Origin of the sequence: Peptostreptococcus russellii (assembly GCF_003012055.1) — a bacterium.
Classification (GTDB): Bacteria; Bacillota; Clostridia; order Peptostreptococcales; family Peptostreptococcaceae; genus Peptostreptococcus; species Peptostreptococcus russellii.
In genome coordinates this window covers 438,050-453,270 of the sequence record NZ_JYGE01000003.1, presented here as the reverse complement: position 1 = coordinate 453,270, position 15,221 = coordinate 438,050, and the positions used below count along the sequence as shown (strand labels likewise).

Genomic DNA, 15,221 nt, shown 5'->3' with positions numbered 1-15,221 from the left:
TAGGTCGACATTTTTATTTTACTTTATTTTATATTTACAATAATTTTCAATTATATATTTATACTATACTTTTGGTAAAGCTTTCTTATCTACCTTACCTATTGGAGTGACTGGTAATACACACAGTCTTGTAATGTTTTTTGGTATCATATGTGGAGGTAGATTATCTTCCAAGAATTTTCTTACCTTATCTGGGTCATAATAATCTTCATATGGAACAAAATAAGCATCAAGATACTTATCTCCATTTTCATCTTCCCTCTTTGCAACAACACTGTTTTTAATTTCAGGAATCATATTGATCATATTTTCGATTTCGAAAATTTCTATTCTTATACCGTTAATTTTAATCTGGGAATCCATTCTTCCTAAAATAGCTATTGTACCATCTTCATCTATCCACTTGGCCAAGTCACCTGTTCTATACATTTTCTGAGTGTAGCTGTCGTGGGCAAATGGATTATCGACAAATGTTAATTTGTTTTGATCTTCTCTATTTAAATAGCCATTGGAAATCTGTATTCCCGAAAGACAGAGCTCACCTGGAACACCAATCGCACATACATTATTGTTTTTATCTAGTATATAAGCTTCTGTATTGTATATAGGTCTCCCTACAGGTACTAATTCATAGTATTTATCCACATGAAACTGAGTACATAGTACAGTGAATTCTGCAGGTCCATACTCATTATAAATTTTATAGTCTCTTTTTACATACCCCTTAAATTTATCTCCACCAACTTGAAGAACTCTTAGTCCCTTACATGGGCAATTCATCATAAATAATTTTCCCATTATAGCAGGTAAAGCGAGTATTGTAACATTATTTCTAATACAATACCCTTCTACTTCTTTTTCATTTATACGTGCATATTCTGGTAAAATATCAACGCTTGCACCGACAAGTAAATATGGAAAAATTTGCTTCATAATTGCATCAAAACTAAAACTAAGATATACACCACACTTGTCATTTTCATTTGCATCAATATAGTCAATAGAGTAATGACACATATTCATCAAACTATCATGTCTTATACTAATACACTTTGGCCTTCCCGTTGTACCAGAAGTAGAGATTCTATAGGCTTCATTTTCAGGATAGATCTTGCCTGTTACTTCATAATTATGTTTTATTAAATCTTCATTTTCTATACTTAAAACATTGTATTCAGGAAATCTTTTATTTATTCTTGGAAGCATAGATTTGCATGTCAAAATAAGCTTAGTTTGACCATCTTCCAACAGATACCCGAGCCTCTCATCTGGGTTAGTCCTATCTATTGGGAAAAATATGGCTCCTGCCTTTAAAACAGATATAGCAGACAATACTACGTGTTTGTCACGTTGTTGCAATACAGCGACTGTGTCGCCCTCTCCTATACCTAGATGATTTAAGTATGCAGCAACCTTATCAGTCAATTCATCCATTTCTTTATAGCTTATATTTGAATCAAAATCAGATATTGCTATATTATTTGGAGTCTTTTTAACTTGTTCTTTAAGAAGACTTACATAACTTATATTTTTGTCAAACTCAAATTTATTTTCATCAAACATATGAGAGAAATTTTCTTTGTGCTCTTCTTTCATATTTTGAATTTCATCTAACTTTATATCCTTATTTGAAATTACTTGCTTAAGTATATACCTATATAAATAGACTATACTTCTGGCAGTTCTTTTATCATAGAAAGATGACTTATACATAAGCTTAAGCCTTATTCCGTTAGATACACTAACCTTGAGATACATATCAAGTTTTTTAGCTTGTTCAGACTTTACCATCGGTTCTCCGAGTATGTTTACTATAAACAATGTATTTATAAGCTTGTCATTGAGAGCATTCTTATAGTTGCTCTGAGACATCATATAATAGTCATATTCCTTTGACTCCTCTGTTTGTTTCATTATTATCTTACATAAATCAATAAATTTCATTTTTGGATTTTTTGTTTTTACTCTTACTGGTGTCATGATATTATTTTTTCCAAAAACAACATCATCTTCATATGTAAACCTTTGAAGCACGATTCCATATATTGTATCTAGTACAGATTCCAGTGACAATTCATTATCATCACAATATTGAAGAATTTCACTGTACATAGACTTTTTAATACTCTTTTGTATCATATTAAACTTTCCATTGTCTTCTTTTAAAAAATCATTTGGAACTCTTGCTAGTGTAATATAGTCTCCTAGTAATTTAGTCCAATATTTTTCAGCAAGACGGTAATGTTTATTCTTAGCCAAATAGCTCACCACCTTATATTTTATTTAGCCCAGTCAAGTGATCTTTTAACTGCATTTTTCCAGGTATTATAGTATTCATCAAATTTATCATTTTCACTACTAGGAGTGTATATTTTGTCATATGAACAAATGCTTTTTATTTCTTCTTTATCTTTATACATACCTATTCCAAGTCCTGCTAAAAAGGCAGCTCCTAAAGCAGTACTTTCAGAAAGCTTTGATTTATATACATCTATACCTAAAAGGTCAGATTGAAATTGCATAAGAAATCCATTATTGCTAGCTCCTCCATCTACCTTTAGCTTATTTATATCAATATTAGAGTCATCTTTCATAGACATCATTACATCCTTACTCTGATATGCTATAGCCTCTAGAGCCGCTCTAATAATATGTTCCTTCTTTGCTCCTCTAGTAAGTCCCACAATAGTTCCTCGGGCGTACATATCCCAATAAGGAGCTCCTAAGCCTGTAAATGCTGGCACTATATATACACCATTATTATCTTTTACCTTATTTGAATAATATTCACTATCCTCAGAAGTATCAATCATTTTAAGTTCATCTCTCAACCATTGTATTAAAGATCCACCTATAAATATACTTCCCTCTAGTGCATATTCCACTTCATTGTCTATTCCCCAAGCAATTGTAGTAAGCAAGCCATAATTTGAATATATAGGCTTGTTACCAGTATTCATCATCACAAAACAGCCTGTACCATATGTATTTTTGACATCTCCAATATCGAAACAAGCCTGCCCAAACATAGATGCTTGTTGGTCTCCTGCACAGCCTGAGATTGGTATCCTTGCTCCTGCAAGCATCTTTTCATCAGTATGACCAAATATTGTACTAGAAGCTTTTGCTTCTGGGAGCATACTCTCAGGAATATCAAACTTTTCTATTAAATCTTTATCCCAAGTTAGGTCATTAATATTAAATATCATAGTTCTAGATGCATTTGTATAGTCTGTTACATGAGATTTTCCTCTAGTTAAATTCCATATAAGCCAAGTGTCTATCGTTCCAAATAAAAGTTTACCTTCATCTGCTAACTCTCTAGCACCTTCAACATTTTCCAATATCCATTTTATTTTTGTTGCTGAAAAATAAGCGTCTATTTTTAATCCAGTCTTAGACTTTACAACTTCTGAATAACCCTCTTTTTCCAACTCTTCACAATAATCTGCAGTTCTTCTACACTGCCATACAATTGCATTATAAATAGGTTTTCCAGTTTCCTTATTCCATACAACAGTCGTTTCTCTTTGATTTGTTATTCCGATACATGATATATCTTCAGGTGAAATAAGAGAAGTTTCAATTACCTCTCTCATTACCCCCATCATTGTTCCCCATATTTCCATAGCATCATGTTCTACCCAAGCTGAATGTGGATAGTACTGAGTAAATTCCTTTTGAGAAATCCTTACTATATTTCCCTCTTTATCAAACAATATGGCCCTGCAACTTGTTGTTCCCGCATCTAGAGCCATTATATATTTTTTATTCATATAGAGTCTCCTAATTTTTAGTTTTCATTGAGTTATTTATAAATGCTATTATCTCATTAGCAGATTGCATCTGCTGTGATTCAGCACTTATTATAGCTTTGTTATCACCTTGAACGGTTTCTATATCTGCAAAGTTAGTGTTATTTCCACCAATTATCTCATAAAAATGGGCATTTGCTGGCATATTGTTTTTATATTCATTAAATCTAGTTAAGTCCAATACTCCATCTTTAGTTCCCCAAATAGATAAAACAGGCTTGTTGATAAGCTTTAAATCATCTCCACTTGGATATGTTCCTAAAAATACCACTCCCGAAATTTTCTTTTGATTGGCAGCTTCATTTAAAGCAATATCTCCACTACTTGAATGTGCTACTAGATACCATGTGTTTATTTCAGGGTTATCCTTAATTATATTAGTAGCTAAGTTTGATGAAAACGGAGAAAAATTAAATCTAAGCTTAGGTACAAATACATTATATTTGCTATTAGCTATAATATTTGAAAGCCTTGCATAAGACTTAGGTTCTATTTTTTGTCCCGGATAAATTATTACACCAACATTTTTCGCATTCGCTTTTGGAATAAATTCTACAGAACCATTTTTTTCAGTTTTAACTTCCACATGACCTGTGGAAAGCATATAGTGACTAGAATACTCATTTGTTTTATAAGTATCATTTAGCCATATAAAAAATATACAAACAGCTGTAACTGCTAGGCCTAACAATAAAATTGTAATATTTTTCAATATTTTTTTACGAGCTCTTTCTTTTTTGCGATGCTTTTCCTTCTTGACTTCATCATCTATTCTCAAAGATTTTTCGAGTTCCATAGTTATGCCTAAAGTATCATACTCATCTTTTTTTTCGTCCTTTTTAATTCTTATTTTTGATTCTTTTATCTCTTTCAAGTCATACCACCATCCAATTCTACTTTCTATATACATTATACGATATATATAAGTATAAATCTACATAAATACTCACCCGAAATATAAGGATAGTAATCTAATAGTCTATAAAAATTTATAATAAAATACTTTAGTAATTATTCCTTTTTAAAAAATTTACAGCATCTAAAAGGTAATCCTTCAAGATGCTGTAATTTAAAAATCACTGTTATTTTTAGAATTCTGCGTTCTTTGGTGTTCTTGGGAAAGGTATTACATCTCTTATATTTGACATTCCAGTCAGATACATTATAATTCTTTCAAATCCTAATCCAAATCCAGAGTGTGTTGCTGTACCAAACTTTCTAAGTTCAAGGTACCACCAATACTCTTCTTCATGTAGTCCCATTTCCTTTATCTTACTCATTAAAACATCATATCTTTCTTCTCTTTGTGATCCGCCTATTATTTCACCAACTCCAGGAACTAATAAATCCATAGCTCTTACAGTTTTTCCATCTTCATTCATTCTCATGTAGAATGCCTTAATGTCCTTAGGATAATCAGTTACAAACACTGGAGATTTATATATTTGCTCAGTTATAAATCTTTCATGTTCAGTCTGAAGGTCACATCCCCACTCTACAGGATAATCGAATTTGTGTCCTGATTCAATTAATAGCTCAACAGCCTTTGTATAGCTTATTCTAACAAAATCAGAGTTTACTATACTATTTAATCTTTCCAGTAGTCCCTTATCTATAAATTTATTGAAAAAGTCCATTTCTTCAGGGCAATTCTCTAAAACATAGTTGATTATATACTTTATAAGATCCTCTGCAAGTTCCATATTATCTTCAAGATCACCGAAAGTTATCTCAGGTTCAACCATCCAAAACTCAGAAGCATGTCTACCTGTATAAGAGTTTTCTGCTCTAAAAGTAGGTCCAAAAGTATATACATTTCTGAATGCAAGTGCCATTATTTCTGCATTAAGCTGACCTGACACTGTCAAATTAGTTTCCTTGCCAAAGAAATCTTCTGAATAATCAATAGCACCCTCTTCTGTTAAAGGTGGGTTTTTCATATCCAAAGTTGTAATTTGGAACATTTCTCCAGCACCTTCAGCATCACTACCAGTTATAATTGGAGTGTGGGCATATACGAAATTTCTTTCTTGGAAGAACTTATGTATAGCATATGCTACTACTGATCTTACTCTAAATACTGCTGAAAAAGTGTTACTTCTTGGTCTCAAGTGAGCAATTGTTCTAAGGTATTCAAAAGAATGTTTTTTCTTTTGTAGTGGATAAGAAGAATCAGATTCTCCCTCTATTATTATTTTGCTTGCCTGTATTTCTATAGGGTTTTTAGCATTATCTACTGATACAAGCTCACCCTCTACTATTATTGCTGATGAAATTGCTAGTTTTGAAATTTCTTTAAAATTGTCCACCTTTGCTTCATCTACAACGACCTGAATATTTTTAAAAAACGATCCATCATTTAATTCTACAAATCCAAATTTCTTAGATATTCTTGATGTTCTCATCCAACCTGCTACACGAATAGTTTTACCAAGGTATTCTTCTTTATCTCTGTATAAATTTTTTACTTCTAAAAATTCTTTTTGCATAACTCCTCCTAAAAATAATTATAATATAAATAAAAAACACACATAATCCCTGTGAAAGGGACGATGTGTGTATATAATCGTGGTACCACCCTAATTTACCAATAATAACTCATTGGCATCTTAGATGATGTTAACGGTATCAAACCGTCTGAGCCTACTAGATTACGTTCGGTCAGAAACTCTGAGGGGTTCTTCACTAACCATATTATATTGGTCTTACACCGTCACCAACTCGCTGTATAAGGGATAGATAGCTACTCTTCTCTTCTTCGTTTTATATTCTCTTTTAATATTTATGAGTATAGCAAGTTTACAACTATTTGTCAATATCATAAATTATTTGTTATCACTTAATTTTTTTATAGCATCTGTTGTTCTCAATTTATTATTTGTAGATTCAATAATATTGAACTTAACAACTTCAGTGTATATCAACTCGACTATAAATATCTGTGACATCTTAGTTGACATAGAGCCAGCTTCCAAAAGAGATTCATCTGAATAGTATGAAATAAATAGATCAGATATCTTTGCTAGAGTTGAATCTTCATCTCCTAGAATCGAAACTATATTGGCTCCATTATCTTTTGCAATTCTGATTGTATTTATCAACTCACTAGTTTCTCCTGAGTTTGATATAGCAAATACAAGATCCCCTTCTCTTATAATAGATGCCATCATAACCATCATGTGATTATTGTCATAGCTAGAACAATCTATACCTATTCTCATAAATTTATAGCTGGAATCAAGAGCAACTATGCCAGAAAAACCTATACCAATAAAACATACTTTTCTTGCTTTTAATATATGTTTGGCAGCCATCTCAATTTTACTACTATCTAGCAAACATAAAGTTTCATCAAGAACCTTTAAATTTGAAGATACTAACTTAGATGCCGTTTCTATAGTTGGTTCATTTTGCTTTATACTACTATCTAAGATATTATTTTGTTCTCTAATAGTAATTTCTTTTGCTAATCCCAGCTTAAATTCCTGAAATCCATTACAGCCCAATTTTTTTACATATCTTGTAATCGTAGCTTCACCTGTCCCGATATTTTTAGCCATATTCGAAATCTGCATATATGGCACACTATCTATATTATCTAAAATATACCGCATAATCAATTTATCGGACTTTGTCGGTCTAAATTTCGGACGGTTTATACTTCCTATAATGCTCATTTATATATCATCCCCATTTGTTTATTCGGAGAAGTTCTCCTTAATTCTTACAGGTTTACTAAAAGCAGAAATTTGCCCCTCTTCATTTATAGCAACAATATAGAAATTATAGTTAATCATATTGTCATCTACCCTTATAGTAGTAGTATTTTTTTCTATATTTTTAGCTACAAGCTTATATCCTGGCTCTTTTAGCTCCATATTTTTATAATATATTCTGTAAGTATACTTTTTATTATCTATTGGACTCCATTTGAAAGATATTGTACTGTTTTCTCTGTCAGTTCTATACTTTATATTGCTTACATGTTTCTTTTGGAAGTCCTCTGTGCTCTTATTGTTTATTCTAATTGTATTGCTTTTTTTTGTCTCTTTCGCTCCATTATATCCCACTACATACACTTGGAAGTCATATGAGTCAGAGTTTTCTTTGTCTAAACTCAATTTTAGAAGTTCAGAAACTCTGTTTCCATTTGATACAAAGTTTTTATTTGTTTTAATTGTTGTAAAGATAGAAAACTCTTCATCAGAAGCATCCTTAACATATATTCTATAGTTATTGACTCTATCATTATAGTCCCATCCTAGCTCCAAATCTATCTCGTCTTTTTTCTTTTCAAATAAATACTGAAGATTTTTAACTTCAATGTTTTCAAATGATCGTTCCTTTACTTCCACACTAGTTTTTTTACTTTTTTCACCAGAAGAAAGTTCTATCAGATAAGTTCCTATTCTATTCGCTTTAATATTTCCATCTTTATCAACAGTTATACCTAAGCTTTTTTCAAGACCAATATCTCCAAAGTGTACAAGTTTATTTTCGTCATATTTATCTTTATCAAATTTCTTGTAATTCGAACTTCCCAAAACCTTGTATTTAATATTCGACTTTGATCCTTCTGGGCTTGTAACTATTTTCGGGTGTAACTGTATACTTTGACCCTCTTCAAGGCTGTATATATTATCAATATTAAGACTATCTACTCTAGGAAGTATATTAAAGCTAGTTTGAATTTCTTTTCTATCATATCTACTGATAAGTTTTGCCTCTCCAACTCCTACAGCCTCAACTGTATCACCACTAATTTTAAGTATATTTGGATCTGTTGTTGAGTAATTAAGTTTATAACCTTTTTCCAGTTTTTTATAATCATCAATATTTACTGTGCTTGCAATTTTAGCTTTATCACCATAGTACTTAATTCTGTTGTTGACAGCGGTTTCCATATTCTTTATAGTTGGATTAACTACCATTATAGTAGTCTTTTTAAGTACTCTATTTTTATTTAATATACCAATAGATGAAATACCTTCTTTATTGGCTATCAAAGTATTATTCTCTACTGACAGTACACCACTATCATCAAGCACAGCAAACTTCAAAGTGGGTTCTTTGGAAAAAGTTGGTACAACAATATAATTACCTGCTGACAAACCAACTTTATCCCCCACTTTGATAACATATTTATTTATATTTGTTATAAATGTACCGCCTAGTATATGCACATCTAGGCCTTTTACCATTGGACTTATATATCCAAATCTTAAACCAGAATATAAAATTCCTAACATTAGTGGTATAGCGAGTATCATTCCAATCTTTTTTTTATTCATAATATCACCGCCCCATCTTAGGTACATTGTTTCTTATATATTATCAAACATTTATTTAATTTATTAATTAGCTTCGTCTACAAAGTATCTCTTATACCATACTAAAAATACAAGTATTGTGTATATCTTTCTAGCATTATTTGTTACATCATTGTAGTGATCGTCTAAAAGCTGATTTATCTTTTGCTTATCAAAGAACTGGTCTACAAAGTCTGCATTGAAGTATTCCTTAACATAATTATAATGTTTTTCTTCTCTAAACCATAACTTTATAGGAACAGGGAATCCCTTTTTCTTTCTCTTATACCAATCTTCTGGAAGTTTCTTTTCAGCAGCTTTTCTAAGGATATACTTAGTTGTACCATTGCTAATTTTTTGATCAGAGCCTATTTCTTCTCCAACCTTCATTACTTCCTTATCTAAAAATGGCACTCTTAATTCAAGAGAATGAGCCATACTCATCTTATCTGCCTTTTGAAGTATGTCACCCTCCATAAATAATTTGATATCTATCATCTGTTTTTTAGTAACATCATCTTTACCCTTAACCATATCATATACTGGTTGAGTTATTTCCCTTATAGTCCTTGAATTTTGATATCCTGGCTTTAATATATCTTTTGCCTCTTCTTCATCAAATATCACAGCTTCACCTATAAATGTTTCTTCTACAGGTCTACCTGCTCTAAGAAGTGTAGTTTTACCATGGAACTGAGGAAGGTGCTTTGCAATAGATGCTGCTCCCTTTAACATAAATGAAGGAAGCTTCTTTAGTTTCTTTTGTCCTTCATCTAGATCATACCACTCATACCCACCGAATATTTCATCTGCTCCTTCTCCTGATAAGACAACTGTTACACCGTGATCTCTTGCCAACTTTGATAAGAAATAAAGAGGAAGCGTAGATGGGTTTGATTGTGGTTCATCCATATGATATTGTATATCTGATAGTTTACCTAAGCAATCGTCCCCTGTAATTGTTTCTCTTACATTCTCTATTCCCAATATTTGAGAAAGCTCAGCTGCTAGATTTGATTCATCAAATTTTTCTTGTTCAAATCCTATTGAAAAAGTCTTGTCTGGCATTAGGCAAGCAGTTATATAGCTTGAGTCAACTCCACCAGATAAAAATGATCCTATTGGAACATCTGCATGGTTGTGTACTCTTACTGATTCCTCTACAACCTCTTCTATTTTGGCAATATTTTCTTCTACTGTATTATGCTTATCATCAAAGTTTATATCCCAATAATTCTTTATATCCATCTTTCCATCTTGATAAGTAAAGAAATGACCAGGTCTTAATCTCTGCACTCCCTTGAAAAATGTTTCATCTGGCTGAGATGAATACTGGAAAGTCATATAAGGCTTTAATGCTTTTTCATTAACTTCCTTAACAAAATTTGGATGATCTAAGAAACTCTTAATTTCAGAGGCTATCATCATTGATTTCTTTCCATTTTGCTCGTATTCATAGAAATAGTATGGTTTTATTCCAAAATGATCTCTAGCACCAAATGCTTTCTTTTCAGCTTTATCCCATATGCAAAATGCGAACATACCTCTAAGCTTGTCCACTAATTTTTCTCCATATTCTGCATATCCATGTATTAGTACTTCACTATCAGTATTACTATTAAATTTATATCCTTTAGCTATTAGATCTTCCTTTATGTCCAAATAATTATATATTTCTCCATTAAATACTAGAACTAAGTTCTTATCCTCACTGTACAAAGGCTGACAACCTGCCTCAGATAGATCAAGTATACTTAATCTTCTAAACCCTAAAGCTGCATTATCATCATAAAATTTTCCCCCCATATCAGGGCCTCTATGGATTATTCTATCCATCATTTTATCCAAGATAACCTCTTTATTTTCATTGTTATCAAAGAATCCAACAAATCCACACATATTCTCTATCCTTTCCTATTTATAATTAGTTTTATTTTTTTTAAACTTAAAATATATAATAAATAATATATTTTCTCACATTTTATAATATCATAAAATTATAGCACATTCAATAACACTATTAGAAAAAGCACCCAAGATCCATTATATGGATTTGAGTGCTTAATTTATTTTGATATTAAGTAACAAGTACCTAGAAAGTATCAAATCATCCTCTTATCTATATAGTAACTTTAGTAAAGATCTAAACTTCCAGATGGATGGAATACATATACTTCGCTAGTATTTTTATCTACGAAAAGACCTAAATCTGTTGAAACATCTGGTACAAATACATAGCCTTCATGACCTTTTTCTTTTAAAACATTAAAAGCATTTTCGTCACCCATGTATCCGTATTCTTGATTATTATCATTTTCTTTATTTAATAAATCAAGAGCTTCTTCCTTACTTAGTGCTTTTCTATTTTTATAATCTACATCAGTATTTGGCTTATTAGCTTCTATACTTCTATTTACATCAGACTTTTGAGAAGGCTTATTAGCTACATAACTATTATTAGCTTTCACATCTCTATTAGTGCTTGATATATTTTTATTAGTATCTTTGTTGTTAGATTGACTTACAATAGCATTATTATCAGTGCTATTTTTAACTGTATTTACAGATGAATCTGTATCTTTAGCAATACTAGAATCGTAATCTAACTTGCTATTATCTTTTTCTACTTCTGACTTATCAATATTTTTCTCTGCAGCTTCTCTGTTAGTAGCATACATAACATCTGGTAACTCCTCTTTTGCTTGCTGACCCTCCAGTGCAAAAGTTAAAGGACTTATAGATAGTGCCCCTGCTAGTATTAATACTATAGCAAATAAATTCTTCTTCATAATATCACTCCCTTTTCAATTTAATTTATCCTATACTTATATGATACCACATAAATAGGTTTTTAATCGATTACAAGGTCGTCAACATATTTACAGAATTATTACAAAGATTTAAAAAAACACCTTTTTAGTTAATATGCTATTTATAATTAATTTTTCAAAAGTATTACTTAATCTTCTTTTATTTTAAGGATAAACTGTAGTCACTTAAAAAGTTAGAAAGTTTTGAATATATCTTTTCACATCCACCATCTAGGTCTGACTCTATATTTAAAACAAGAAGTGGTTCATGAAGAGATACTCTCATTAAAAACCATCCCTTCTCATCTTCTGAGTTACAATTAACTCTGATACCTTCATAGTTTTTTTCTACTCTATCCCAATTAGATATCTTTGATGAATATAGCTTCAAATCTTCAAGAATCTCATTTGCATAATCTTTGAAATCTTCTTTGTTGATTTTTATTCTATACTCACAATCTTCCTTTGCTTCTTTTAATCCATCTATTAAATCTGCAATATCCTTACCATCTTTATGAAGCTTTGCTGCTTCCATTAGTATTTTTGATACCAAATAAGCTCCATCATCAAGGAAGTAATTTTCTTTAAGTGCTGCATGTCCTGATGTTTCTATTGCTAGATAGGACTCTATACCTTCTTCATTAAGTCTGATAGATTCATTTATTACATTCTTATATCCTCTTTTAAATCTATGATGTATCCCAGCATTCTCTTTTATAAATTCTGCAAGACCATTAGATGTAACAGAATCTGTAACTATAGTACTTTCAGGATGTTCCTTCAAGATTATTTTTGATATAAGTGCAATTAATGCATTTTTATTTATAGGTTTTCCGTTAGATCCAACTATTGCAGCTCTATCAACATCTGTGTCAAAAATTATACCCATATCGGCATTATTTTTTAAAGTTGCATCAGTAATACTTTTCATTGCCTCTTTATTTTCAGGGTTTGGTATATGATTTGGAAACATTCCATCTGGATCTAAAAACTGACTTCCATCTGTATTTGCACCAAGTTCTCCAAGAACCTTTTGAGCAAAGAAACCTCCAGAACCGTTACCTGCATCGACAACTATCTTCATCCCATCAAGTGGTTTATCAAAGTTGTCCTTAGAGTTAACGCCCTTTTTTATTTTATTTACAAGTAAAGCAGAATAGTCATCTATTAAGTTTCTTTCTGTCTTTATACCTTGGATATTACTAGATATAAAGTTCCCTGAGACACTTATATCTAATAGATCCTTAAGATCAGATTTTTCTAGACAACCTTCGCTCGTAAACATCTTCATTCCATTATATATGTATGGCATATGACTTGCGGTAAACATTATGGCACCATCACATTTATAGTCATCCATTATAGTAGACATGAACATAGCAGGAGTTGTTGCAAGCCCGCAATCAACTATATCTACTCCAAGCTCTACAAATCTTTCTGCACAAGCCTCTCTAAGAGCTGGACCTGTTATTCTTGAGTCCATACCTATAGCTATTTTTATATTGCTTTTTTTAAGCTTATCAGTAAGCCATGTTGCAAATCCAGAAGCTATATCCTGTACATCTTCTGTTCTTAAAGTTATTTCAAGTTCGCTATTTTCATCTTTATAAGCGACTCCTCTTATATCTGTTCCATTTTGTAATCTATATAGTTTGTCCATTAATAAATTCCCTCTTTTTTATATTTTCTAGTATATAATCAGATATACATTTTTCTTTTAAATAAAAAATTTAAAATGCCAATCTATAAAATATATAATTATATATTTAATGAGGCCTTTTCAGCATCTTTATTGAAAGCTTCTATTCCTCTATCTGTAAGTGGGTGATTTATCATCTGCATAATAACCTTATATGGCACTGTTGCTATATCTGCTCCCATCTTAGCTGACTCTATAACGTGTAGAGGATTTCTTACGCTTGCTACTATAACTTCTGTAGCTATGTAGTTTGTTGCAAATATTTCAGTTATTTCGCTTATCAATGATAAACCATCAAAAGATATATCATCTAATCTTCCAACAAATGGGCTAACATATGAAGCTCCTGCTCTTGCTGCCAAAAGTGCTTGACTCGCTGAGAAAATAAGAGTAACATTTGTCTTTATTCCCTTATCAGAAAGTGCCTTAACTGCCTTTAATCCTTCTGCACACATAGGTATTTTAATAACTATATTTTCATGGATATCGGCAAGTTTTTCAGCTTCTTCAATCATTTTTTCGTGATTCATGCTCAATACTTCAGCGCTTATAGGTCCATCTACTATGTCTACTATTTCGTTTACAACTTCAGTAAAATCTCTTCCTTCTTTTGCTATTAGTGATGGATTTGTAGTTACTCCACAAATAACACCAAGCTCATTAGCTTCCTTTATTTCTTCTATGTTTGCTGTATCAATAAAAAACTTCATATATATAACCTCCAAAATTTAAATTTAACTATTTTTAACTTTAATTATTTAAATCTAATTATTTAAATCTAATTGTTTTATCCTTAAGTGACTTTATACAAGCAAGAGACTCAACTCTAATACCCTTTTCTTGAAGTATCTGGCTACCATCTTGATATGATTTTTCTATTACTATACCAACACCAACTAAGTTGGCTCCTGCTTGATTTATAATATCTGTCATACCTAAAACTGCCCCGCCTTTTGCAAGAAAATCATCTACAATAAGTACATTTTCACCTTCAGATATATACCTCTTTGACACCATAATTTCGTATTCTTTATCTTTTGTAAAAGAATAAACCTTTGATCTATATATATCTGCATCTAGATTTCTAGACTCTTGCTTCTTGGCAAATACTACTGGTACATTCCCAAAATATTGAGCAGCCATAACTGCTATAGCAATGCCTGAAGCTTCTACTGTGAGGATTCTATCTACCTTAACATCAGCAAATCTTCTCTTAAATTCTTTTCCAATTTCATTTAAAAGAGCTGCCTCTATTTGGTGATTCAAAAAACTATCTACCTTTAACACTTCTTCATTATTAACTGTTCCGTCAGTTAATATTTTATTCTTTAATAATTCCATAAAATTTCCTTTCAACTATCAATATAATGATATAAACTAAAAATAATCCATATATTAAAACTCTATTTTCTATTATATATCATAAATAGCCCTTTTTCCATATCTTTATTAGTAAAGCTTAGTATTTGGTTATCTATTTACACAAATTTATAAATTTTTCTACTTTTTAGTGGACAATTCATTAATTTAGTGCTAAAATTCTCTTTAACTGTTTATACATTATTAAAATTTAAAATTTAAGTTTAAT

The 15,221-nt window shown here is 31.0% G+C and carries 11 protein-coding genes and 1 other annotated feature; all 11 genes read right to left on the bottom strand.

Annotation, left to right across the window (positions count from 1 at the left end; genetic code table 11):
* Positions 1–63 precede the first annotated feature (63 nt).
* The 11 genes from UF10_RS03975 to UF10_RS03925 all read right to left on the bottom strand — a co-directional run bounded on the left by UF10_RS03975 (position 64) and on the right by UF10_RS03925 (position 14,974).
* Positions 64–2,259: an amino acid adenylation domain-containing protein gene (locus UF10_RS03975; RefSeq protein WP_106776520.1), complete on the bottom strand. Its 2,196-nt coding sequence runs from the start codon at positions 2,257–2,259 to the stop codon at positions 64–66.
* Between the two features lie 20 nt (positions 2,260–2,279).
* Positions 2,280–3,776, bottom strand: coding sequence for a glycerol kinase GlpK (glpK, locus tag UF10_RS03970; RefSeq protein WP_106776519.1), 1,497 nt, complete (start codon positions 3,774–3,776; stop codon positions 2,280–2,282).
* A gap of 10 nt (positions 3,777–3,786) precedes the next feature.
* Positions 3,787–4,725, bottom strand: coding sequence for an alpha/beta hydrolase (locus UF10_RS03965; protein ID WP_106776518.1), 939 nt, complete (start codon positions 4,723–4,725; stop codon positions 3,787–3,789).
* A 178-nt stretch (positions 4,726–4,903) separates the two neighbouring features.
* Positions 4,904–6,304: an asparagine--tRNA ligase gene (gene asnS, locus UF10_RS03960; protein ID WP_106776517.1), complete on the bottom strand. Its 1,401-nt coding sequence runs from the start codon at positions 6,302–6,304 to the stop codon at positions 4,904–4,906.
* Between the two features lie 53 nt (positions 6,305–6,357).
* Positions 6,358–6,583: a binding site (T-box leader), on the bottom strand.
* Between the two features lie 57 nt (positions 6,584–6,640).
* Positions 6,641–7,492 (bottom strand): MurR/RpiR family transcriptional regulator, encoded by an 852-nt coding sequence (locus UF10_RS03955; protein WP_106776516.1) that lies wholly within the window; start codon positions 7,490–7,492, stop codon positions 6,641–6,643.
* Positions 7,493–7,513: 21 nt separating this feature from the next.
* Positions 7,514–9,106, bottom strand: a complete 1,593-nt coding sequence (locus UF10_RS03950) for a fibronectin type III domain-containing protein (protein ID WP_106776515.1) — start codon at positions 9,104–9,106, stop codon at positions 7,514–7,516.
* Positions 9,107–9,169: 63 nt separating this feature from the next.
* Entirely contained in the window at positions 9,170–11,023 is a 1,854-nt protein-coding gene (gene asnB, locus UF10_RS03945; RefSeq protein WP_106776514.1) for an asparagine synthase (glutamine-hydrolyzing), read from the bottom strand.
* A gap of 233 nt (positions 11,024–11,256) precedes the next feature.
* Positions 11,257–11,913, bottom strand: coding sequence for a hypothetical protein (locus UF10_RS03940; protein ID WP_106776513.1), 657 nt, complete (start codon positions 11,911–11,913; stop codon positions 11,257–11,259).
* Between the two features lie 181 nt (positions 11,914–12,094).
* A complete protein-coding gene (locus tag UF10_RS03935; RefSeq protein ID WP_106776512.1) occupies positions 12,095–13,594 on the bottom strand; it encodes a phosphohexomutase domain-containing protein in 1,500 nt (499 codons plus the stop codon).
* Between the two features lie 98 nt (positions 13,595–13,692).
* Positions 13,693–14,343 (bottom strand): fructose-6-phosphate aldolase, encoded by a 651-nt coding sequence (fsa, locus tag UF10_RS03930; protein ID WP_106776511.1) that lies wholly within the window; start codon positions 14,341–14,343, stop codon positions 13,693–13,695.
* Between the two features lie 58 nt (positions 14,344–14,401).
* A complete protein-coding gene (locus tag UF10_RS03925; protein WP_106776510.1) occupies positions 14,402–14,974 on the bottom strand; it encodes a xanthine phosphoribosyltransferase in 573 nt (190 codons plus the stop codon).
* Positions 14,975–15,221: the final 247 nt, after the last annotated feature.

What these genes read in the sequence shown, in the direction of transcription:
- fsa (WP_106776511.1), bottom strand. Translation starts at nt 14,343, where the DNA reads ATGAAGTTTTTTATTGATACAGCAAACATAGAAGAAATAAAGGAAGCT.
- UF10_RS03940 (WP_106776513.1), bottom strand. Translation starts at nt 11,913, where the DNA reads ATGAAGAAGAATTTATTTGCTATAGTATTAATACTAGCAGGGGCACTA.
- asnS (WP_106776517.1), bottom strand. Translation starts at nt 6,304, where the DNA reads ATGCAAAAAGAATTTTTAGAAGTAAAAAATTTATACAGAGATAAAGAA.
- UF10_RS03935 (WP_106776512.1), bottom strand. Translation starts at nt 13,594, where the DNA reads ATGGACAAACTATATAGATTACAAAATGGAACAGATATAAGAGGAGTC.
- UF10_RS03950 (WP_106776515.1), bottom strand. Translation starts at nt 9,106, where the DNA reads ATGAATAAAAAAAAGATTGGAATGATACTCGCTATACCACTAATGTTA.
- asnB (WP_106776514.1), bottom strand. Translation starts at nt 11,023, where the DNA reads ATGTGTGGATTTGTTGGATTCTTTGATAACAATGAAAATAAAGAGGTT.
- glpK (WP_106776519.1), bottom strand. Translation starts at nt 3,776, where the DNA reads ATGAATAAAAAATATATAATGGCTCTAGATGCGGGAACAACAAGTTGC.
- UF10_RS03925 (WP_106776510.1), bottom strand. Translation starts at nt 14,974, where the DNA reads ATGGAATTATTAAAGAATAAAATATTAACTGACGGAACAGTTAATAAT.
- UF10_RS03965 (WP_106776518.1), bottom strand. Translation starts at nt 4,725, where the DNA reads ATGTATATAGAAAGTAGAATTGGATGGTGGTATGACTTGAAAGAGATA.
- UF10_RS03955 (WP_106776516.1), bottom strand. Translation starts at nt 7,492, where the DNA reads ATGAGCATTATAGGAAGTATAAACCGTCCGAAATTTAGACCGACAAAG.